13 protein-coding genes are annotated in these 23,056 nt (G+C 54.2%); 11 read left to right on the top strand and 2 right to left on the bottom strand.

Going from position 1 to position 23,056, the window contains the following annotated elements; all coding sequences use genetic code 11:
• The first annotated feature begins 137 nt into the window (after positions 1-137).
• From SCARR_RS19735 to SCARR_RS19710, 6 genes are all read left to right on the top strand, one after another.
• Complete coding sequence (locus SCARR_RS19735; RefSeq protein ID WP_136064692.1) at positions 138-866, top strand: DNRLRE domain-containing protein; 729 nt, start codon at positions 138-140, stop codon at positions 864-866.
• A gap of 424 nt (positions 867-1,290) precedes the next feature.
• Positions 1,291-3,627 carry a phage tail protein gene (locus SCARR_RS19730; RefSeq protein ID WP_136063368.1) on the top strand — a complete coding sequence of 779 codons (2,337 nt, stop codon included), beginning with the start codon at positions 1,291-1,293 and terminating at the stop codon, positions 3,625-3,627.
• Between the two features lie 167 nt (positions 3,628-3,794).
• Positions 3,795-4,541: a 3-keto-disaccharide hydrolase gene (locus SCARR_RS19725; protein WP_136063367.1), complete on the top strand. Its 747-nt coding sequence runs from the start codon at positions 3,795-3,797 to the stop codon at positions 4,539-4,541.
• A 24-nt stretch (positions 4,542-4,565) separates the two neighbouring features.
• A complete protein-coding gene (locus SCARR_RS19720) occupies positions 4,566-7,115 on the top strand; it encodes a DOMON domain-containing protein (RefSeq protein ID WP_136063366.1) in 2,550 nt (849 codons plus the stop codon).
• 63 nt (positions 7,116-7,178) lie between these two features.
• Complete coding sequence (locus SCARR_RS19715; protein ID WP_168433459.1) at positions 7,179-9,023, top strand: sodium:solute symporter family transporter; 1,845 nt, start codon at positions 7,179-7,181, stop codon at positions 9,021-9,023.
• A gap of 54 nt (positions 9,024-9,077) precedes the next feature.
• Positions 9,078-10,328 (top strand): uroporphyrinogen decarboxylase family protein, encoded by a 1,251-nt coding sequence (locus tag SCARR_RS19710; protein WP_136063364.1) that lies wholly within the window; start codon positions 9,078-9,080, stop codon positions 10,326-10,328.
• 116 nt (positions 10,329-10,444) lie between these two features.
• On the opposite strand, the gene SCARR_RS19705 is transcribed toward SCARR_RS19710, so the two are convergent.
• Complete coding sequence (locus SCARR_RS19705; protein ID WP_136063363.1) at positions 10,445-14,260, bottom strand: thrombospondin type 3 repeat-containing protein; 3,816 nt, start codon at positions 14,258-14,260, stop codon at positions 10,445-10,447.
• Between the two features lie 252 nt (positions 14,261-14,512).
• Positions 14,513-15,547 (bottom strand): LacI family DNA-binding transcriptional regulator, encoded by a 1,035-nt coding sequence (locus SCARR_RS19700; RefSeq protein ID WP_136063362.1) that lies wholly within the window; start codon positions 15,545-15,547, stop codon positions 14,513-14,515.
• A gap of 284 nt (positions 15,548-15,831) precedes the next feature.
• On the opposite strand from SCARR_RS19700, the gene SCARR_RS19695 reads away from it, so the two are divergent.
• The 5 genes from SCARR_RS19695 (at position 15,832) to SCARR_RS19675 (ending at position 22,976) form a co-directional block, all read left to right on the top strand.
• On the top strand, positions 15,832-17,691 hold the full coding sequence (locus SCARR_RS19695; RefSeq protein WP_136063361.1) for a sodium:solute symporter family transporter: 1,860 nt from the start codon (positions 15,832-15,834) through the stop codon (positions 17,689-17,691).
• A 10-nt stretch (positions 17,692-17,701) separates the two neighbouring features.
• Positions 17,702-19,246 (top strand): sulfatase family protein, encoded by a 1,545-nt coding sequence (locus SCARR_RS19690; RefSeq protein WP_168433457.1) that lies wholly within the window; start codon positions 17,702-17,704, stop codon positions 19,244-19,246.
• A 318-nt stretch (positions 19,247-19,564) separates the two neighbouring features.
• Positions 19,565-21,850, top strand: coding sequence for a glycoside hydrolase family 65 protein (locus SCARR_RS19685; RefSeq protein WP_136063359.1), 2,286 nt, complete (start codon positions 19,565-19,567; stop codon positions 21,848-21,850).
• A 4-nt stretch (positions 21,851-21,854) separates the two neighbouring features.
• Positions 21,855-22,496 carry a beta-phosphoglucomutase gene (pgmB, locus tag SCARR_RS19680; RefSeq protein ID WP_136063358.1) on the top strand — a complete coding sequence of 214 codons (642 nt, stop codon included), beginning with the start codon at positions 21,855-21,857 and terminating at the stop codon, positions 22,494-22,496.
• Positions 22,497-22,664: 168 nt separating this feature from the next.
• Positions 22,665-22,976, top strand: coding sequence for an SLC5/6 family protein (locus SCARR_RS19675; protein WP_136063357.1), 312 nt, complete (start codon positions 22,665-22,667; stop codon positions 22,974-22,976).
• Positions 22,977-23,056 lie beyond the last annotated feature (80 nt).

Here is a 23,056-nt window from a genome sequence, read left to right as displayed (position 1 = left end):
ACGCGTGTAAACGGAAAAGAGGGGCCGGAATGCCGACTTTCATTTGATCTTTTCTGATACCACGACAGTATGTCTTCAAGTCAATAGGTGTGTTCCAGAGGGGAGCGCACGAGACTACTAAACAGTAAAGGAGAAATATGAAACAAAAAGTCATATTGTCGGTGTTCGGGCTGATGGCGGGCGTGGCAGCCACTTCTGCAAGCGTGATCGGTGTTGACGCGGATACCTATGTGAAGGGCGGAACAGCTACGGATAGCGTCAGCGGAATCCAGAATAACAACACCAACTACGGTACGCGGAACACGATGGAGGTCAAGGCGACCGACGGCAAGGCGAAATATATCAACAAAGGATACCTGCGTTTTGATCTGGCGACCATGACTGCTCCGGCTGAGGTCAATGCATCGATCAATCTCACATTGCTGAACTCTGGTGTCTATATAAATCCGTTGACTGTAACGGTGTACGGACTGTTGGAGTCGGTTGAAGGACAGGACTGGGGCGAAACCTCCATCACCTTCAACAATGCGCCGGGCAATGACACGGCTGGATCCGGGGTTGTTGCCGCCGATACGGTTTTACTTGGTACGTTTGAGGTTTCGGATGTTGCGTCGGACTACAGCTTTAACAGCGCGGCTCTCGTGAATTTCCTGAATGCAGATACCGATGATTTGGCCACCTTTATCCTGATCGGTGATACGGCTGGAGACTCGTACGGTTATGGGGCTATGTCATTTTCCACGAAGGAAAACTCAACCTATGGCGGTGCCGTGCTCGATACTATTCCTGAGCCGGGCACGATGGGCCTGATCTCGGCGGTTGGCGCTTCGCTTCTGTTTATTCGTAGAGTCTTCATGATTTCCTGAACCTAAACTTTATGTATCCATCATGGCTCCCGATGCCGTCGAACACGGGTTCGGCTGCTTCGGGAGCTGAAGGACTTCCCATGCCCCGCTTAAGATGGACTTGTTTTTCTGCTTCGTTTCTGTTCCGGATGCAGGCGTTGTATTCTGTCGCCGATCGTGCCTCGCAGGGGACGGGGCAACGAGGATGGAAGAGTGCCATACACTCTTTTCTTTCAACTGAAAATAGACGCTGAAACTCTCGGGTCTTGATTAGGCAAAGGGCTGTTAAATGTGGGGGGTTTGCAGTGTTAAGCGTGTTAATTACTAAACAATGATATTTTCTGGAATACTTCAACGATTGATTTAATTTGAAGATGTAAAATGCGAAACTGGCAAGGCCACGGGGGCTCCTGTTTGTGTATCGCGCAACAACAGAGGAAAAGGAATGAGACACCCAACTATATTACTTGTCACCGCGCTGATGGCTGTGACCGCGACGACTCAAGCCGCCGACCTTTATCTGGATAACAATGGAACCGATTCAGGTTTCGCACTGAACTGGAGCGACGTGATCAAGAGCAGCACCTACTTCAGTTTTACCAACAACGTGTGGAATACCGATCCCGCCGGGGGCGCGGGCGGCAGCCTGACCAACGTCTCAAACGGCGACACCCTGCATTTCGGCGTCTCATCCAACTCCGTTATGATCAATCTGCTGGATTTTGAAGGAGTTGAAGTGGGCGGTCTGTATGCCTTTCAGGATGTAGGATCCGATGATTCTGCGGCCTTTACCATTCGTAAAAACGGCGGTGGAGCCGAGTATCTTCATTTTGCCAGCAATGCGGTTGTGAACTGCGATGGTGTCACAATGAACTGGGCGTATGATTTCGCGACGGTCGGTGACTTTACTGTGACCGGGGACCACGATTTGAATATGGTCGATGGTGCTGTCAAAGTGGATGGGATCTGTACGCTTTCATCCGATCAAACTGTAGAGACCAGCCGTTATCAAAGTCAGGATCCGAATTTGAGTTCCAGTTCGGACTTCACGTTGAACTCCGGGGCCACTCTGAATTTTGACTCGAACCTGTTTGATACCCAATGGGTGCCGAAAACAGTCGAGGTGGGCACCTTCCGCGGTTCTGGAACCATTGATCGTGCCGGATCAGGCGCTACGATCAGTCCGAACCTTTCGATCGAGTTTGAAGGGGTTGGTTTTCAGAATGGTGCAGCAACGGACAGCATCCTGATTGACGAACAGTTTAAGATGACGATGACGCCGACTGCGGCCAGCACCTTTGAAATTTCGAAAGCGGCGTCCGTTACGGCTTGTGACACGCTGAACTATCGCGATTTTTCGGATGCCAACCCGACCTTCCACAAGTTGACCGTCGATGGAGCCCTGACGGTTGAACTGCTGGCCGGCAGCGACGCGCTGACCGACGGCGATGAATTCGAACTGATCGCCATCAGCACCGATGACAGCAATAACCTGAACGGTGTCTTTGACAGCGTGAGCCTGCCGACGCTAGACGCCGGTCTTGCCTGGGACATGGGCCGTTTTTATGTGGACGGCATCCTGCGCGTTGTGTCCGGCGATGCGGTGCTGCCGGCAGCCCCGGCCAACCTGAATGCAACCAACGGAGAGTACAGTGTGACACTCGATTGGGACGCAAACTCCGAAGCCGACTTCAGCCACTATGCGATTATGCGCTCCCGGACTCAGGGCAACGGTTATGAGCGGGTGGGTTCGACCGTCGATACCGAGTATGTGGACACCTTCCGTTCCGAGGGCGGGTATTACTACTACCAGGTTGTTGCAGTGGACACGCTTGGCAACGAGTCGGTCGGCAACGACGAAATTCCGCTGGAGCTCAACCAGCTCTTCTTCAACACCGATTGGGAGCATAGCAAGGTTGCCTGGCAGTATGTTGACCTCTATGGATATTGGAAAGCCGGCCAGCGCGATCGCAGTGCGAAGCTGCAGGTGTGGCCCAAGAACCATCCCGTCAACGATTCCGTACCGGCATCGTCAGCCTTCTCGGTAAGGGCTTTTCCGGAAGCCAGTGCGGACAATTATGTTCAGCAGAGCGTTGCCGGTTCGGCGGGGACGGAATACTCGCTGGTGGCAAACGTAAAGCCTAATGTCTATTTCCGAGGAGACGGTTACAGCGGCCAGATTTTCCTGGAGCTGGGTTTTCTAGGAACGTCCGGACTGATCACCAACATGGTTACGGAACTGGCCTTTGATGACTGGGCAATCACAACCAATACGATGACTGCCCCGGCTGGAACGACCACTGTTCGCGGTAAGCTGCACTGGACCAGTTCAGAAACGAAACCGGGTGGAGGCCCGTTCTTTGATCGTATCAGCCTCTACAAGACCAGCGCCGGATACGAGGCTTGGTCTGGCGGCTGGGGCGTGGATATTGGCGCGACTACCAACGATTATGACAACGACGGCGCCAACAACCTCTACGAATACGGACTGGGCGGGGATCCGACAAAAGCATCGGATGTTGGAACGCTTCCTGTTTATGAAACGATGCAGCTTGGAGGCGGGAGCAATGTATTTACGTATGTCTACGTCGAGCAGACCGATCCTTCCGCTGGACTCGACTACTACCTGAATCTGTCGCCCAGCCTGAGTATTCCATCCTGGACGAATACCGGTTACAGCGTCAGCTATGGTTCGCCATCGGACGGTTTCCGTGATGTCACCAATACCATTCCGGTGGATGTGGATTCCAAGTTCATCAATCTCATCATCGAAGAGCTGTAAACAACAGGCCAATCAGGAAACGGGGACGGGATCTTAGGATTCCTCCCCGTTTTGTATGCGTGGCGAGGTGCATCCTTTGGGGATGTCAAGGGGCTTGAGTGTTGAACAAGTCTACATGCGAATGCTCGAATCAATGAATTCAATATAAGTCAACCAGAGGTAAATCAGTGGGTGTTGTCGGGGATGAATTGCAGAAGTTTAAACGGCTGGTCAACAAAGAGTACGACCTTGTCATGCTCATCCAGTCGGACTGGGTGAAGCCTCTCTTTCGCGTAATTTTGATTATGGTCGCTTACGTATCTATAGGAGCCCGTTCGTGCGCAGCGGACGAGTGGCAGCAGTTGTTCAATGGTACGGACTTGATGGGGTGGCGGGCCAACGTCATGCCGGAATCCTTCTCCGTGGTTGATGGTTGTATTCGGGCGAACGCCACGAAAGCAAGTGCGCATCTATTCTATATTGGAGCGAACGAGGAACGCTTCATGCGCTTTAAGGATTTTGAGCTGGAACTTTCTGTCCGAAGTGAATCCAATTCCAACTCGGGCGTTTTTATCCATACGGATCTGTCGACCCGGGACAAGGCACTCCATCTTGCGAAGGGTTATGAAATTCAGCTCAACAGTACTGAACGGGAGAAGCGAAAGACCGGAAGTCTGTACGCTGTAGTTGATCTTGATCAATCACCGGTCGACGAAAGCCAGTGGTTCCGTGTTCGTATCACCGTTCGGGGAAAGCGCATTATGGTACATCTCAATGATCATCAGGTAATTGACTACACGGAGCCGGATGGCGTCCAGAGACCCGCCAAACGGTCCGGGCGATTGCTTAATCCGGAGGGTGGGGGCATTGCCTTACAGGCCCATGATCCGGGGAGCATTTTTTACTTCAAAGATATCCGGATACGAACATTCTAATAAGAATTACCTGAGAGCTGACCCATGATGAAGTATAGCGGAATTGTGTATGGACTGTTCGTCACCGCGGTTTTAGGTGCGGATGCCTCCCGGATGATCGATGTGCGCCACTACAAAGAGGCGGCTCCGATGTGGACGCCCCGCCAGACCGAAAGTCTGGCCGATGTGGAAGGGTTCACTCCTTCACAGACCGGTCCAGAACTGAGCCGCTTTGGAGGGCGGAAAGACCGCCAGGTTGAAGCTACCGGTTTTTTTCGGACAGAGAAAATCGACGGTCGCTGGTGGCTTGTCGATCCTGAAGGCTTCCTCTGGTTCGGCACCGGAGTCTCCCAGTTCGAAATCCGCAGTTCCGAGCTGATCGCTCAGGCCGAAAAACGCTACGGAAGTGTGGAAAATGCACTCGTACAACTCGATGAGTGGCTGTGGTCTATCGGAGTCAACACCGCTTCCGACAGAAGCCCCGCCGGATCTCGCCGGAACATCCTGAAACGTCCCATGCCCTATTTTACCAATCTGGCGATTATGGCCCGTTTCGGCAAAGAAATCGGTTCAGCGCACGTCGGCTATGGGCACATGAACTTCGAAGCTGCCGTTATGCCGATCTTTGATCCCCGCCTCAAGGGATGGATGAAAGCCTATCTGGCCAGCACCGTGAAAAACTGTTTGGACGATCCCTGGATGATTGGATACACCACCGATAACGAACTGCCCTTTCCCCCGGACGTTTTAGATCGCTCCATTCTCAAACTCCCCAAAGATAACCCTCAGCACCAGACGGCCTTGAAGTGGCTTAAGCAACGGAACCACCCCTCCGCCCCAAAAAAATGGACGAAGAAAATCCGCTCTGAATATGCCGTCTGGTTCGCTTCCATGTATTACAAGATCACCTCGGAGGCCGTTCGCGAAGCCGACCCCCGTCACCTGCTGCTTGGAAGCCGGGTGAACCATTGGGAAAAGCAGTGGATTTTTGAAGGCTCGCGGGACTATGTCGATCTCTATACCATCAATCATTACAGCACCTGGACTCCCCGTCTTTCTGTAATGGAGTGGTGGAAACATTTCGGCGCCGACAAACCCTTCTTTATCACCGAATGGTACGCTAAGGGAATAGACAGTGGTCTTGATAATTCCGGCGGTGCAGGGTGGCTGGTCAAAACCCAGAAGGAGCGCGGATTCTTCTATCAGAACTTTACTCTGGCTCTGATGCATCATCCAAATTGCGTTGGATTTCACTGGTTTCGCCTGATTGATGACGGTCAAAGCGAACAGAGCGTGAATAAGGGCTTTCTCGACGGAGAACTGAATCTCTGGGAACCCCTCGTCTGCAAAGTAAAAGAGCTCAACCTGAATGCATACCGTCTGATCGACCACTTCCGCAAAAATCCCATGGACCAGCGCTATCTCCTTGCTGAGGGCAGCGAATTTTTAGAAAGAACCTTTGTCGAAGAGCTGGAAATCACCGTCCTGAAAAAAACAAATTCGTTGATTGCGCTGCCTCGCGAAAACGAGGATCAAGCCATCGGGCCTATCTATGTTCGGGTTGGCACCGGCAGTGCCGTCATGCAGCTCAGCGGCTACACCGGCGAACGCCGCACGCTGCCCGTCATCGACGGGGGCACTTTTCTTTATCCTTATCGCGGAACCGAGTGCTGGAAACTTACTGGGCCGGACCGATGCTTCGAATCTCCCGCCTCGCTGATCACCCTCCCGAAAAAATGTATTCTGATTCCCGGCAGGGACAACACGCTGTCCACCCGGATATCCAATCCGACAGAGCGCCCCTTAAACATTACCCTCTCCTGGCGCTGCCAAAAGGAAGAGGCTGTTTCAAGCCGTCTTCTCTCATCCGGCCAGATTGCGGACGTACAGGTCTGTCTGCCGGTTCCCGCCGATCTCGGCGAAGGATGCCTCGAATTTAAATGGCAAATCGGCGACGAATTGAAACAGGACTGGAGCCCCGTTTCCCACGAAATCGCCACCCTGATTCATCAGGAAGAAACCGTAGTCAGCGAGCCCCAATTCTCCCTCCCCATTCCCGAGCAGCTTGCGCTCCTGCAGAATCAGCAAAATCCCGGAGCCGACGAATCCTCCCTCTGGAAGGGGCCCGAAGACACCAGTGCCGAGATCTGCATCAGCGTTGAAGAAAAAGATTTTGTTATTCGCGCTCTTGTTCATGACGACATCCACCGGCAGGCCGCCGCACACCGCACCTCGGAGCACGGCGACTGCGTGCAGTTCACCCTCGAACACCCTTCGTGGAAGAGTAAATGGAAAGTCAGAGCACATCTGGACGAAGCCGGTAAGTCCGTCCTTCGCGTCGGATTCAAACCCCAGCACCTCAATTCCATCTCTGAAGAGTCCGTCAGATGCCTGATATCCCCCGCAAAAAACGGTCTTCTCTACGAATTCCGCCTCGCCCGCCAGGCCTGCCAACTCACTGATGAACTGTTGAAATCGGGAATCTTTGCCACGTTTGAGGTGTTTGACAACGACACCGGTCAGCACCGCGAGCGCACGCTTTCCATCGGAAGCCGCGACAACACGGTTGAAGCCGGGGTTCCGCTCGCTCTTTAAGCCGCCGCAGATCAGGTATCTGCAATGGATGTGAAAAAGGACTTAATATTTGGAGAATTTATTATGCAATTTACATTTACAGCGTTTGATGTCGGGGTGTTTATCGCTTTTTTTGCCGTGGTGATCGGTGTCAGCCTTTGGAAGGGGAGAAATGAAAATGACAGCGCCAGCTATTTCCTGGCCGGGCGTGGTCTGAGTTGGTGGATCATCGGCCTTTCGCTGATTGCTGCGAATATTTCGAGCGAGCAGTTTGTCGGCATGATCGGCAGCGGGGCTTCGCCCGTCGGGCTGGCGATTGCCAGCTACGCCTGGTTGGCGACACCGGCTCTGGTTATGATCGCCTTTACATTTTTGCCGATGTTCCTGAAAGCCGGCGTTTACACGGTGCCGGAATATCTGGAGTATCGCTACACGCCGCTGGCTCGTACGCTGATGGCGGTCAGCATGGTGATCATGTACGCGTTTGTGACCATCACTGCGGTGACCTATTCCGGTGCAATGACAATGGAGACTTTGTTTGCCGGTAAAAGCCTCTTCGGCCTGCCACTTAACATTCAGGTCTGTTCCGTATTGATTGCCGTCATGGCGGGGATCTATGTCACCTTCGGCGGACTGAAGGCCTGTGCGTGGGCTGACCTGATTCAGGGGGCGGCTCTCATTATCGGGGGGTTGGCCATTGCATGGTTTGCATTCGATACATTGGGCGACACCCCCGTCGCGGAGCTGACGTCGGCTTCTGCTTCCGTCCCTTCTTTGGCCGACGGCGACTCCGGTGTAACCAAGTTTTTCGCACTGAACAAAGACAAGCTGCATCTGTTTTTGCCACGCACGGATTCGACGATTCCATGGACCGCACTCGTGATCGGGTTATGGATTCCACAGTTTTATTATTGGGGCCTGAACCAGTTCATCGTGCAGAAAACCTTTGCCTCCAAATCGCTGGCGGAAGGCCAGAAGGGCGTGGTGACCGCCGGGGTCATACACGTTGTTTCACCGCTCTTTATTGTAATCCCCGGGCTTATTGCCTTCAACCTCTTCAGTAGTGACATGGCCGATGCCGCCGCGCAGGATGAACAGTTTGTGAAGGTGAATACGGAACTCATCAGCGAGTTTGATGCGGTCAAAGACCGCGCGGAGTCCGTGATCGTTTTTGAGATGGACGGTGGCTGGATTCAGCGTAATTCGGAAAAGGCCGCAGAAATCGAAGGATATAATCAACAGGTGCTGGCACGGGTGGACACGCCGGAAACCCGGCACCTTGTGGGCTATAAATATGATACCGCCTTTCCTCTGCTGATTCGCAAACTTGTTCCTACCGGTGTTCGGGGGTTCATGCTTGCCGCAATTCTCGGGGCCATCATCAGTTCGCTGGCGGCCATGCTGAATTCGGCTTCCTCCATCTTTACGATGGATATTTTCAAAAAGTACATGTCCAAAAATGCGAGCGAAAAGCAGCTGGTGTTGGTGGGGCGGGGTGCCGTTGTTGTGATGACGTTAATTGCCTGCTGGCTGGCTCCGAAATTAAGCGACCCGAACTTTGGCGGCATCTTTAAGTTTATGCAGTTGTTTCAGGGGTATGTGAGCCCCGGTATTCTGGCGGCATTTGTCTTCGGCTATTTTGTTCGCAAAGCGCCGCCGGTGTGCGGGGTCGTTGCGCTGCTCGGCAGCCCGATTCTCTATGGCCTGCTCGAAGTGATTGCGCCCGGCGTTTCCTTTTTGGATCGTATGGCGATTTCGTTTGCGCTGGTGTTATTGACGATGGGGGCGATTACGCTGATCCGTCCGCTGTCGCAGCCGATCGAGCTGCCGGTGAGCGCGGAAGTGGATCTTACGCCGTCCAGAGGTGCAAAGATTACCGGCATCGCGATGGTCGCTTCCATTATCGCCATCTACATTATCTTCCGATAGCAACCGTTTTGACGCGGTAAATAATAGAATTCAAATTACGAAGGAACCGAAAACATGACCTCACGCGAAAAAATACAGAATGCGTTAAACCATCAATCCGGCCCGGTGCCAATTGACTTCGGCGGTGGCCCAACCTCCGGAATCCATGTCACCTGCGTCGAGCAACTGCGCGAATACTACGGCCTCGAAAAACGTCCGGTCAAAGTGGTTGAGCCGTATCAGATGCTTGGACTGGTGGAGGACGATTTGCGCGAGGCGACCGGTGTCGATACGGTGATGGTTTGTCCCCAAAAAACCATGTTCGGGTTCGATGTGGCTCCGTTGGAAAAGTCGTGGACGACGCCCTGGGGGCAGGAGGTGCTGGTCAGCACCGATTTCAATGTAGAGGAGATCAACGGTGAAGTTTTGATCTATCCAGAAGGCGACCGTACGGCCGAACCTTCCGGAAAGATGCCGGCGGGCGGCTACTTTTTTGATACTATTTGCCGGCAGGAGGAAATCGATGAGGATCACCTGAATCCGGAGGACAACCTCGAAGAGTTCGGGCCGGTCTCTGATGAAGAAATTGCATACTTCAGAAAAGAAGTGGAAGAGAAGGCCAAAAGCGGTCGCGCGGTGTTTGCCAACTTTGGCGGCACGGCGCTGGGCGACATTGGGCTCGTTCCCGCACCGTTTCTCAAAAAGCCGAAAGGTATACGCGATGTTTCGGAGTGGTATATGGCCACCTTGACCCAGCAGGAGTATGTTCACGCCATCTTCGAAAAACAGGTGGAGTATGCCCTGGGCAATCTTGAGAAAATCCATGCCGCCGTCGGGGATGCGGTGGATGCAATGTATCTTTGCGGAACCGATTTCGGGACGCAGTCCGGCACCTTCTGTTCGCCGGAGACCTTCAAGGAGCTGTGGCTCCCTCACTATAAAGTAATGACCGACTGGATCCACACCAACACCGCATGGAACGTGTTCAAGCACTCCTGTGGTGCCGTGGAAAGCTTCATGGAACATTTTATTGCAGCGGGAATCGACATCATCAATCCGGTGCAGTGCTCTGCCGCCGGAATGGATGCCAGGCTCCTGAAGGAACGCTACGGGGACCGCCTCGTCTTCTGGGGAGGCGGAATCGATACCCAGAACGTACTGCCCTTCGGAACCCCCGAAGAGGTGCGTGCCCAAACACTGGAACGCTGCGAAATTTTTTCCGAAAACGGCGGGTTTGTTTTCAACGCCATCCATAATGTGCAGGCGCTCACGCCAATTGAAAACCTCGTGGCCATGATTGATGCCGTGAAGGAATTTAATCGGTAGCGGTTGGCCCGCAACCGTCTTTTGTTATACCGGCCTGAACGACTGCGTTTCTCAGCCCGCAAAGAATTTATAACCGATAGTGCATCCAATTTTCATCGGGCATCTGTGAAACCTTGCTACGGGGTTTCCGCTCCTTCGACAATACGGATGAAGCAGGCGGTGTGGCCATCTTCATCGGCCGGGATGTCCAGCAGGGGGCATTCATCGGTAGCGGTGAATGAGGAATCCGGGATATCTTCGAATCCGTCGGAAAGGTCGAACGACCGCTCAAGGTGATATTGCCTGCCGATGAGCAAGCCATCGACCTGCAGGTTCAGATGGCTTTCTTGCGGATCAAAGGGAGCGATCCAATCGATTTCCACCGGTACCACGTAGGGATCGGGGATGCTGGAAGGATCGGCCGTCTCACGCCGAAAGACGGCCTGGTCGATCCGGAAGGTCGGGGCGGTACTGGATTGGGCGATGTAGAGGATGTCGAACCGGTAGGAGAGCGGGGCTGTGATTTCATCAGAGACTGCGACCGCAATATCGTCCAGATAGCCCGCAACAACCAGGCCGTTAGTCGAGCGGTAGATGCGCAGTTCGATCTGTGTGGGGACGTCGTCGGACAGACCCTCGGTGAAATCGCGCAGGGAGGTGAAGGATCCGCCTTGAAGGGTTGGACGCTGGCCGAATGCGCCGGATAAATTGTGTTCTCGTAAGAAGGCCGTGTTTGTTCCTCCGGTGGAAAGGGCCAGGAAACAGCCGTCATCATCCCTGCATTCGGCGGGATTGGCACCGGTCGATTCGCCGGGTTTGAAGGTGCCGTTTGAATCAAACAGTCCAATGCGTAGATCGCCGGTTGTTGCGGGCGCGGCGGAGATCGTCGCGTCGACCGAGAAGCTGAGGTAGGTTCCGGCCGGGAAGTCCTTGAGGGACTGGCTGGCGAATGGCGAGTCGGATGCGGCACCGGCGTCGGCGTAGATAAAGGTGGAATTCAGGATTTGCTCGCCGGTACGCGTGACGGACAGGCCGCCGTTGGTTCCCGGATCCCAGACATAATCGACGTTCGCGTTGTCTACGCCGTACCAAACGGTGGAGGCGGGGTTTTCCGGATCGTAGTCCTTGGCATAGGCTCCGTAACTTGTATTGGAGAGGATGCTGCCTCCTGAAAAATCATCCTGGATGATGATGCGCTGCAGGGCGATGTCGGACGCATCAACGGGGTCGGTTCCGTCGAGGACTTCAATGCCGTCGGAGAACCCGTCGCCATCGGTGTCGAACCGTGCGGGATGAGTGTTCGCGCGGAACTCTTCAAGGTCTGGGAGTCCGTCGGCGTCGTAATCGTTTTCGCCGCCATCGGATGTGGTCAGGTTGCCGAAGCAGCGCTCTTCCCATGCGTCGAGAAGACCGTCTTCATCACGGTCTCGTGTCAGGGGTTCCGGGAGGTCGAGGTTTTCGCCGAGATCGTCATAGTAGATGTCATCAATGAACAGTGGATAGTCGGCCGAATAGGCGGAGAATATCAGCGTATCGATCGGGTTCGGTGCACCCTGAGCCCCGTAATTTTTGATGCCGAATGAATAGAGGGGGCCGCCGACACGGGTCTGTTTTTTGTAGTGGGTGCTTTCGTCGCTTTGCAGGAAGAGCTCGAAGGTTTCTTCTCCCGAGACCGAGTCGTTGTGGATGACCATCCAGGCGTTGTACCAGATTCGGGGGTCGAGATTGGCGGCTGCGTCGGTTCCCATGCTGTTTTCGATATTGCTTCCCTGGAGTTTGAAAGCGAGATCGGTGTTGTAGAAGGTTCCCGTGTCGTCGTCTGCTACACCGATCGGCGCGCTCTGGTCCACGCCGTCGGGCGCGGTGGAGCGCATACGGAAGAAGAGGGTGGCGGTTTCTCCGTTGTCAATGTCCAGAAAATGACCGTGGACCGCTCCATAGTTTGCTCCGGCCAGTTCGCTGAGTTGCATCACCTGGTTCGAGACATCATCCGGGTCGGTTTTCGCGCGCACATCCGGGGCGTTGCCCGTTCCGGTGTAGACCTCCCACCCGGTTCCGGCCGATACCAGGTCCTGGTCGATGGAATATTCCTCGAAATCGTCGATGCCGGTCCACGCATCGTTGCTGCAGGTTCGGGACCAGTCCGCAAAATCCCACGTGATGTGCCGGCCGGCGAGATCCAGGTCGAGCCGGGTGTCGTTGTTTTCCTGATAGACGTAGGGGCTTTGCATGAGCGGCCAGTCGGAGTCGTTGTTGATCTCCAGTTCCGTACCGTTGATCCAGCGCAGGGAGGATGCCGAGGCCACAAAGCTTCCATAGGTGGTGGGCTCCTGATACTGGAGTTTCAGCACGTCGCCTCCCACAGAGGTGTAGGTGAATACAGGATCGTCATTGGTCACTTCGAGCAGTGCCGCGTCGAACTGTGCATCGGCGGCAGTACGGAATGCGGCAAGCTGTGCGGCGGGCGTGCTTCCGGAATAGTCCGAGGGCAACGCCGTTTCGATTACATAGCCTGCGCGGTAGTTTCCATTGGAAAAGGTCATGTTGTGTGTGAGTTTATTCTGGTTTCCCGGCGAGAAGTTGAAGTTGTGCGTCAGGTAGAAGCCGATCATGACGGAACCATAATGGAGATAGATGCGTCCAGTGGATGATGAATAGTCGATGCTTGCCTCCAGCGTGGAGCCGGAGGGAGTGCGCAGCAGCCAGTATTTAGCCAGCTGGTAGACGTCGGTTGTGTCATCGCTGACATCGAAGACCCCGATCTGTGCTGCTCCGTTCTGAAGGACCGCCTGCCGTTCCGAGGCCCCTAGCTCGATGTCCCGCCACGAGCCATCGTCCTGCAGGCGCGGCTTGGGGTGGGTAATGTAGAAGGTGCTTTCCTCATCCTCTGATGCTTTCCATCGGACGCCGCCGCGGAATGCCTGGCTGCGGAAGTCCTGCACCTGCGGTGCAACATCGTAGTGGGAAAACAGGACGTAATCCTGATTGAAATAACCGACGTGGCGCTCTTCCTTATTTTGTCCGTCTTCGGAACTGCTGCCGAGTCGTGTGAAGGCTGTATCCTTTGCCCAGGCCAGGTTCTTGACGGATTGGGGCGGGCGATAGGGCGAAAGCGCATGAACCACGATGGCATTACTCTGGCGCAGCGGACCGCCGAAATAGAGGCCGGCCAAGGACGGGTAGCCGTTGGCTTTTCGGAAGGGATAATAGCTGCGCAGGGTGGTGTCACCGGAGTGGCCGTGGAAATAGTGCGAGCCTAGGTAGACGAGGATCCAGTCCATCGTCATTCGCGCCTTTTGGCTCACGTCGGGGTCGGTGTGGAAGTCGGCCAGCGCTTGAATGGGGCCGGTGGAGTACTGCATGTAGGTCGCCGAATTATATTCATCGTGTCCGGTGCGCACCATCTCATCAATTTCACTTTGGAAATAGGTGCTTCCGTCTGGGTCGGCGCTTTTGAATTGCCAGCTGATTTCCCCCGGCCAGAACTGGTTGGCGAGCATCAGGCCAGCGCAGCGCATCCAGCGCTGGTTAAACGTGCCGGTTCCATCTTCGTCTCCGGAGGCGGAGGTGACATAGTCATGAATGCGTTTGTCCAAGTCTGTCGGAATTTTGCCTTCCGGCTGCCAGCGGGCATAGCAGGCGATTACCGAAAACAGGGTAAATTCGGGGTCGATGAAAAATGAATCGTTGAGCGGCCCTTTGTCGATGAGCTGATTAAGGATGGCCTGACCGCTGGTGTCGTCCCCGGTAGCAAAACAGGCGTTGGCATAGTTGCCTGCATTTTTGAAGCTGTTTTCGCTGTTCCAGTCGATCGTTTCCGCGGCTACCGCCTCCACTACGGTTCGGGCGCGTTCGGCGAAATGGTCATCCGCCAGTCCGAGTGATGGTATGGCAGCGAAAAAAACGAAACTGATAACCGATGCTGTTCCACTACGAAAACGCTTGCTGCTCATATTTAAACCCTTTTCAGTTTGTTCATAGGTTCGTGCATGCTTTTTTTTCCGCAACTGAGCCGCAACGGTGGTTACACGTTAGGAGATGCCCTGCTTCGACGGGCTTCATAAACCTTCCCTATGCCTCTTTTGTCCCCAAGGAATAGGTTTTCGTTGAAAGAAACCCAACAATAAAAAGTCAAGCCATGTCCGGTTTCTGGTTTGCACGTGTAAACTGGAGATTAACTTCTTTCCTGCCGGAGCCTGTGCGGGTCAGTCCTGTTTACGGACGGAATCCCCCTGGTGCCATTCCGGCAGGAGCATGGTACTGCTGCGATAGGATGGAATGCCGCTTTCATTCCGGTAGATCTGGCCGATCAGGTTGCGGGCGGCCAGACGGCCTACATGGTTCCACGGGATACGGCAGCCGGCGATATGCGACGGAAAGTGGGAAACATCCATGGCCATGAGTCCGACGTCCCGGGGGACCGAATATCCCATCGCGGTCAGATAGTAGATCACTTCCGGCTTGCCAATGGTCATGACCAGATCGAGGCGGTTGCTGCGCAACCAGTTCTCGAAGTCGTCGTATTGCTGGTCGGAGTCGAACTTGGTGCGGACGAGCAGGGGTTGAATATATTCAAGGCCATTCTGTTCGCAGGCAAATGCGAGTGTTTTCTGCATAATCCCGCCGTGCATAATGTAGTGGGATAATGATGAAAAGATACCGATCCGTTTGTAGCCAAGGTTGATCGCCCGGGTGACCATCATCTGTGCGGCCTGAATCAGGTTGAAATCTACGGCGTTAAAGTTGCGCGATGCAAAGGTATCGATGTTGACCACGGAATAATCGTTCCAAGGGAGTTGCTTTTCCTTGGGCATGAAGCTGAGGAGCAGCATGATGCCTTGGATATTCCGGGTCTGGAGGATTTGGTGCAGGCGCGCGGTCGTCATTCCTTTTTCAAAGATCCAGAAATGTTCAACGCCGAAACCGTGCCGGGCGGCCGCTTCTCTGGCTCCCTTGAAGATGTCGATATAGCGCTGGTGAACATTAATGTAGTTGAGATCCGAATGTCCGCTCAGTAGAGCCAGCGATGCCTGCTTGGGAACATCGCCTTCGTTGCGGGACTTGCTCAGTGCCAATGCGGTGGCCATGGCGTTTGGCTGGTAGCCCATCTCCTGTGCCAGTGCCTGAATGCGTGTCCGTGTGGCCTCTGAGATGCGCGGACTGTTGTTCAGAGCCATTGAGACTGTTGCGTGTGTCACCCCGGCCCGCTTCGCGATATCTGTTTGCGTTACTCGGTTCATGGAATGAAGCTAACCCACTGGGTTAGGCGTGTAAACTTCGTTTTCGGCATGACGGAGTTTACACGCTTAAACCGGAGTGCGGACTACCGTTTGCGCTCTCCATTGGAACGCTCTGGTCTGTGGGGCCGCAATACTTTTGCCAGCCTGTTGCATTACCTTGGTTTTAGCGCTTAAATGAGCTTTTCATGGCGATCTAGGTGTCTGGTTGCAAGTATGTTCGAATTACACGCTGAATGGCACTTCCGACAAAGGCGAATGAGTATTAAGAACAAGCAGGGGATTTCATGAATTGGTTGGACATCATAACGATTATTATCAGCTTTTCCGCCATCATGGGCGTGGGGTTGATGTTTGCCAAGCGGGTGAGCAACAGCACGGATGAATATATGACCGGCGGGCGCAACCTGCCGTGGTGGCTGGCCGGCACCTCTCTTTCGGCCGGTTCATTCAACTCCGATACGCCGCTGCATAACTCCCGTCGGGCCCGTGAGCAGGGTTTGGCCGGATTATGGCTCTATTTCGGGCAGCTGATCACCCAGTCGCTCGCTGCACTGGTGTTCGTTAAGTTTGCCCGGCGCTCGGGCATCTCCACCTGGGTCGAGATCTACGACATGCGTCACGGTGGCCGTGCCGGAAAATACAACCGCATCTTTAATGTGTTCTTTCAGGGCTTCTATGGCCGCGGCATGACGCTTGTGCTTGGTTTGGTGGCCATGATCAAGGTCAGCGAGGCCGTTTTTGATTATCCGGAAACCTTCCGCCTTATTGGTATGACGTTTAATTCCAATATGCTGATCATGGTATTCGCAGTGGTCTTTGCCATGGTCTATGCCTCTGCTTCCGGTCTGTGGGGAGTCGTGGCGACCGATTTTCTTGAGTTCCTGATTGCGTTGGTCTGTTCCTTCATTCTGACCGTGCTGGTCCTGAAGGAATGTGGCTGGGGCGACGGTCTGAGTGCGGAGCTGGCCAAGCGCACGACCACCGCCGGTCAGTCGTTTTTTTCATTGATACCAAAGGTTGGATTGCCGCTGTTTCTCTGGATATTTATTACGCCGTGGGCGGGAGGTTCCCAGATTTGCACCAATATGCGCTATCTGGGTGCCAAGGATGAAAAAGAAGCCATTCTTTCCGGGGTCTGGCAGACCTTCAATAACTTTATTCTGCGCAGTTGGCCCTGGTGGATTGCCGGTTTGGCTTCTGTGGTTCTGCTGTCGGGGATCGAAGATTCTGAAATGGCCTACCCGCAGTTGATTCGTACCTATATGCCCGCAGGTCTGCGCGGTTTGATGGTGGCTGGGTTCATGAGTGCATTCCTGTCGACGATCGATACCTGCTTTCATGAAACGTCTTCGACATTTCTGAACGACTTATATCGCCCCTATATTAAACCGGACGAATCGGAAAAGCATTATCTCTGGGCGGCCCGTATATGTATTCTGGTGGTTGCCGTTCTCGGCGTGTTGATGGCCACGATGTTCGATGACCTGCTCGGACTGTTTATGTTCGGTATGAAGGTGGGCGGCATGCACGGAATCATTTCGGTCTACCGCTGGTTCTGGCATCGGCTCAATGGTTGGGCAGACTTTGTGGGGAATGTGCTCTCTGTTCCGTTGGGGGTCATGCTGCACTTTGATGCCAACATTGCGCAGTCCATGGGCTTTGAGCGTGGTCCAACGGATGTAATCATCGATTTTGTAGGAACCAGGATTCTCGGCACGGATGCAAGTGATGGTCGCTGGGCTATTCAGTATCTTATCGGTATTAGCCTTATGACACTCATCGTAACGGTTCTCTCTTATGTTACACCGAAAGATGATCCCGAAGTGGTCGATGATTTTTACCGCCGTATTCGTCCGTACGGCCTGTGGAAACCGGTCTCCGAACGTACCGGACTGAAAAAGGTCGACAGCTTCATCAAGGATATCCTGATGACCTGGCTTTCCATTGCCTACACGTTTATCGGGATCGCGGCCGGCGGATTGCTCTTCTTTGCGAAATGGGGCTGGGGGATTCTGGCGGGGTTGGTTTCCGCCACGCTCTGCGTGCTTTTCGTTAAGCTGATCCATCGCATGTACCACGATAACGACGATATTAAAGCGTTCGAGGCCATGGAGCAGGCTGAACGCCATAATGCCAAGACATAAAGGAGCGGACATGAATATACGAATTTCAATGATGATGCTGACGGGGCTCCTGGGGTGCTGTTTGCCGGCGCAGGGGGGCGCGCGTACGCCGGACGCTCCTCTGAACATTCTGCTGGTTACCGTGGACGATATGAATTGGGACACCCCGGGCTGCTATGGCAATCCCATTCCGAACATTACACCCAATATCGATGCTCTGGCTGAACGGGGCCTGCGCTTCGGGAATGCCTACGTGACGCACTCCATCTGCGGGCCGAGCCGCGCCACCATGCTGACCGGGCTGCTGCCCTCGCACCACGGTGCCACCGGCAGCTGCTTTCTTACGCCCGGGATCGTGCCGATTACCGTGCCTCTCAAAGCGGCAGGCTATTACACAGGTATCTATGGCAAGGATCATATCGCCCCGCTCGATGTCTATGATTGGGACGAGCATGTTCATCATATCGACGGCCTTCCGGAAAAGCAGATCACTTTCAGCCGCCATCCCGATGTATTCGGGCGGGAGATTGCCGGGTTCATTGAGCGCGCAAAAAAAACCGGAAAGCCGTTTTTCCTGATGGCCAATCCCGAAGATCCGCACCGTCCGTTTGCCAACGGGCCGAAGATTCCGGAATTCATTGCCGAAGGTAAAGTGGTGCCGCCCGTCACTCGGATTATCGGGCCCGACGAGGTGCCGGTGCCGGATTTCCTGCCCGATCTGCCGGAGGTCCGCCGTGAACTGGGCTATTACTATACCTCCGCCTTCCGGGGCGACCAGGTGGTCGGCAAGGTGTTTCAGGCTCTGGAAGAATCCGGCGTTGCCGACCGGACCCTTGTCATTTTTCTCAGCGATAACGGCATGCCGTTTCCGATGGCCAAAGGCGAGACCTACCTTAACAGCAACCGTGTGCCGATGATCGCCATGCTGCCCGGAATGGCGGCCCCCGGCGGCACCTATAAAGGGCTGCTCTCTTCAACCGATATTGCCCCGACTATTCTCGAAGCAGCCGGCGTTCCGGACCCCGGAAATCTTGATGGCTGGTCCTTCCTTCCGCTGCTGAAAGGCTCAGACAGCTATCGTGAAAGAGATTTTGTTGTGAACGAATTTCATATGCACGGAAAGATCGGCGGCAGGCAGTTTGACACGCCGTACCCGATCCGTTGCATCCAGACCAAACAGTTTCGTTATCTAGTCACCTTCTGGTCCGACGGTGAAACCAATCGCGAACTCTATGTGCCCGATCCCTGCGATGATGCCATGGCGATTGCCTCCAAAACAAACCACACCATTGCTGTGCGCTACGAGCTTTTCCATCATCGGGTTCGCGAAGAACTGTTCGACACGGCAAAGGATCCGCAATGCCTGCAGAACCTGATTGGAAACCCTGAATATGCCGCCGCCCGGCAGCGACTTCGTGAGCGCCTGGCCGATGATATGCTGCAACGCGGCGATTCCGCCCTCGAAGCCTTCCTTAACCTGTATGACGACGAAAAGCGCCGTGAATTCCTCCAGGCGGAAAAGGCCTTTCTCGACCGCAAGGTGAAAATTGAGAAGGAACACGCCACGTCTCACTAGTACAACGTCACTGATTAGATGACGGGTGTACGACCGCAAAGCAACGAAGACGCAAAGGAAGTAAAATGAATTTAAAAACGGTTTTTCAACCTTTGAAAAAGACTCCGCATAGAAATGCGGAGCCACTATGTAGCGCCGGATTCCAATCCGGTGTCTCCAAGGTTTGGAAGCTGGTTCTTTCCCTTTGCGACTTCGCGGCTTAGCGGTCAAAAAACATCGTTGGGGTTCTGTCCGCTGGACAGTTATTTCATGACGCAGTACTAGTCTGTTCCGATCTTTTAATCTGAAGTATTCAACCGATATAACACGAGGAACTCTATGCCGAAAATTGCCGACCGATATTTAAAAATCGACCCGTGGAAAATTGTGGAGGAGGGCTTCCATGCTGATCGTTCGCAGGTTTCTGAATCTATCTTTTCGCTTGGAAACGAGTTTATGGGTTCGCGCGGAAGCTTCGACGAAGGCTTCAGCGGCCAGACGCTTATCGGGAACTACCTCAACGGGGTCTACGAAGAAGCGCCGATTCACCACCCCAACACCTATAAAGGCATCTCGACCCGGCACACATTCATGGTCAACAGCCTCAACTGGTTTGATACTCAGATCAGCTGCGATGGCGAAATACTCGATCTTGCGGTTTCCAGGCATTGGAACTTTCTGCGCGAGCTCGACCTGAAAACCGGTATTGTTACGCGTTCCTTCGTCTGGGGTACGCAGTCCGGCAAGGAAATCAAACTGACCTTCCGCCGGTTCCTGAGCATGGATGCACCGAGCCTGGCCTGCCAGCGCATTGAGCTCGAATCGCTCAAGGGGGCGGCCGTTGCTGAAGTCCGGTTCGGTCTCGATTTTAATCCGCCGCATGTCTTTGCCGGCAAAAGCCCCTGGGTTGAGCGCAAGGCCGAAGCCAATGCGCTGACCGCCATCCTCGGAGAGACGGAAAACACCCGCCAGTTTGCCTTTTCCGCCTTCGCGGTTGATGAGGCTGCTGCATTTGAAACGGTCTCCGGCGAAAAAAGGATCGGCCGTAAAACGGTTGTTGAGCTTGCTGAGGGTGAAGCCAGAACGTTCACCAAACGGATTGCCAACATTGCTGTGAAAAAGACCGAACTCGATGTTTCCAGCCTTTGGAAAACCTGCATGGAGCAGGCCGGAAACATGCTCGATGTCAGCTACGACGATGCCCTTGCGGCGCACACGGCTTATTGGTCTGATGTTTGGAAAACGCAGGACATTGTCATCGAAGGAGACGACGAACAGCAGCAGGGCATCCGCTATTGCATCTTTCAGCTGCATCAGACCTATCACGGGGTCGATGCGGCCAACAATGTCGGTGCTAAAGGCCTCACCGGTGAGGCCTACAGCGGCCATACCTTCTGGGACACCGAAACCTACTGCCTGCCGTTCTATCTGTTCAATAACCCCAAAGCCGCGCGCAACCTGCTCGAATACCGCTATCATACGTTGCCGCAGGCGCTCGATTGGTCGAAACTGCAGGATTGCACCGGCGCAGCCTATCCCATGTCCACTATCGACGGCACCGAAAGCTGCGGGGTCTGGTGGCACGGCAATCTCGAAATCCATGTCAGCGCCGCCGTGGCCTACGGCATTTGGCACTACATGAAAATTTGCGACGACGCTGAATTCCTCTTCTCCAAAGGCGTTGAAATGCTCATTGAAATCAGTCGCTTCTATGCGAGCCGCGGCAACTGGAGCCCTCATGGCGAATTCGGTTTCTACGGTGTGATGGGACCCGACGAATTTCATACCTTTGTTAACAACAATACGTATACCAATGTCATTGCCCGGAAAACCTTTGAATGGACGCAGGATGCCATCGAACGCATGGCCACCGAGGCACCGGACGCTTACGCGGTCCTGGTGGAAAAACTGAATTTCCAAATCTCGGAAAAAGAAGCATGGGAAAAAATGGCCTCCGCCATGAAGATTCCGATGAATCTGGAGACCGGTGTCTATGAGCAGCACGACGGCTACTTTGAACTGCCGCACCTCGATATCAATTCCATTCCCGTCGAAGACTTTCCGTTGTACGGAAGCTGGAGTCTGCCGCGCATCTATCGCTACGACATGATCAAGCAGCCCGATGTGCTGCTGCTGCAACTCTTCTTCAGCGCCGACTACTCGCTGGAGTCGAAAAAGGTGAACTACGAATACTATGAGCCGCGCTGCATTCATGAATCGTCGCTTTCGCCGTCTGTCCATTCCATCCTGGCCGCCGAAATCGGCAATCAGGACGATGCCGTTAAATTTTCGCTGTTTGCTACACGCCTTGACCTCGATAACTATAATCGCAACACCTCCGAAGGACTGCACACGACGTCGATCGCGGCCGCTTGGATGAATATTGTCTGCGGGTTCGGCGGCATGCGCACCGACGGTGAACTGCTTGCGTTCCGTCCAACGATTCCGCCTGCGTGGAAAGGATACTCCTTCAGTGTTACCCACCTCGGGGCGATCGTGAAGGTCTCGGTTGCAGCCGGCCGCGCCACGTTTGAGGTCGTTCATGGCGATCCGCTCACCCTTAATATCAACGGTGCCGCCGAGGAAATCTGTGCCGAAGCCAAATCCTTTAGCCTTGGAGAATAAAATCATGTCAATCAACGCTGTAATCTTTGATCTCGACGGGGTCATTGTATCGACCGACGACTGCCATTACCGCGCCTGGAAAATGATGGCCGATGAAGAGGGCATCGAATTCAACCGCGAGATCAACGAGCGCCTGCGCGGGGTCAGCCGCATGGAAAGCCTGGCCATCATTCTCGTAAAATCAGAGAAGGAATACTCCTCCGAAGAGCAGGTTGAACTCGCCACCCGCAAGAACAATTATTACGTCGATCTCATCAAGGAACTGTCGCCGGCCGACATCCTGCCCGGTGTCATGGATATACTGACCGAGCTGAAAGCGCGCGGCATTAAAATCGCTATCGGTTCGTCGAGCCGCAATAGCCCGGCCATCCTCAAAAACATCGGTCTCGGCGGTTATTTTGATGCAGAGGCCGATGGAAACCATATCCAAAACAGCAAGCCCGATCCGGAAGTCTTCCTGCTTGCCGCCGAGCGTGTCGGTGTGTCTCCGGTCGAGTGTCTGGTGGTTGAAGACGCCGATGCCGGGGTTGAAGCCGGCCTCGCGGGCGGCATGCCTGTCCTCGGTGTTGGTGCGGCCTCCGTCAATCCAACTGCGACTCTACAGGCCGATGACCTGTCAAAAATCACGGTCGACCAAATGCTCTAATGTGAGCAGGCTACACTGTTTTACGCGCTTAAATGAGGAGGGGATGTTGCCGCGTCCGTGGTTGCGATAGTTTTCACAGCGACAGTTGAATGCCATGAGCAACCGATTTAACCGACTCAAGGAAAAGGTGGCGAACGGCAGTGTCAATTTTAACGCACCGGAGAACGAATGAGCTGGATAGACATCATTACCATTATTGTAAGTTTCTCGGTGATCATGATCGTTGGATTGGCTTTTGCCAGGCGGGTCAGCAACAGTACCGAAGAATACATGGTCGGCGGGCGCAACCTGCCGTGGTGGCTGGCCGGAACGTCGCTCTCTGCCGGATCGTTTAACTCCGATACGCCGCTGCACAACTCGCGCCGTGCCCGCGAACAGGGACTCGGCGGTTTGTTTCTCTACTTCAGCCAGGTTATCACCCAGTCGCTGGCCTCACTGGTTTTTGTGAAGTTTGCCCGGCGAAGCGGCATCAATACCTAGGTTGAAATCTATGACATGCGTCACGGCGGCCGCGCTGGGAAATACAATCGAATCTTCAATGTATTCTTTCAGGGATTTTA

The sequence above is a fragment of the Pontiella sulfatireligans genome, from assembly GCF_900890705.1.
In the GTDB taxonomy this organism is placed as follows: domain Bacteria; phylum Verrucomicrobiota; class Kiritimatiellia; order Kiritimatiellales; family Pontiellaceae; genus Pontiella; species Pontiella sulfatireligans.
Note: the sequence above shows the minus strand (reverse complement) of the source record. Positions and strands in the feature narration are given on the sequence as shown.

Coding starts and splice junctions, on each gene's coding strand:
- SCARR_RS19735 (WP_136064692.1), top strand. CDS start 138: ATGAAACAAAAAGTCATATTGTCGGTGTTCGGGCTGATGGCGGGCGTG.
- SCARR_RS19730 (WP_136063368.1), top strand. CDS start 1,291: ATGAGACACCCAACTATATTACTTGTCACCGCGCTGATGGCTGTGACC.
- SCARR_RS19720 (WP_136063366.1), top strand. CDS start 4,566: ATGATGAAGTATAGCGGAATTGTGTATGGACTGTTCGTCACCGCGGTT.
- SCARR_RS19715 (WP_168433459.1), top strand. CDS start 7,179: ATGCAATTTACATTTACAGCGTTTGATGTCGGGGTGTTTATCGCTTTT.
- SCARR_RS19710 (WP_136063364.1), top strand. CDS start 9,078: ATGACCTCACGCGAAAAAATACAGAATGCGTTAAACCATCAATCCGGC.
- SCARR_RS19705 (WP_136063363.1), bottom strand. CDS start 14,260: ATGAGCAGCAAGCGTTTTCGTAGTGGAACAGCATCGGTTATCAGTTTC.
- SCARR_RS19700 (WP_136063362.1), bottom strand. CDS start 15,547: ATGAACCGAGTAACGCAAACAGATATCGCGAAGCGGGCCGGGGTGACA.
- SCARR_RS19695 (WP_136063361.1), top strand. CDS start 15,832: ATGAATTGGTTGGACATCATAACGATTATTATCAGCTTTTCCGCCATC.
- SCARR_RS19690 (WP_168433457.1), top strand. CDS start 17,702: ATGAATATACGAATTTCAATGATGATGCTGACGGGGCTCCTGGGGTGC.
- SCARR_RS19685 (WP_136063359.1), top strand. CDS start 19,565: ATGCCGAAAATTGCCGACCGATATTTAAAAATCGACCCGTGGAAAATT.
- pgmB (WP_136063358.1), top strand. CDS start 21,855: ATGTCAATCAACGCTGTAATCTTTGATCTCGACGGGGTCATTGTATCG.
- SCARR_RS19675 (WP_136063357.1), top strand. CDS start 22,665: ATGAGCTGGATAGACATCATTACCATTATTGTAAGTTTCTCGGTGATC.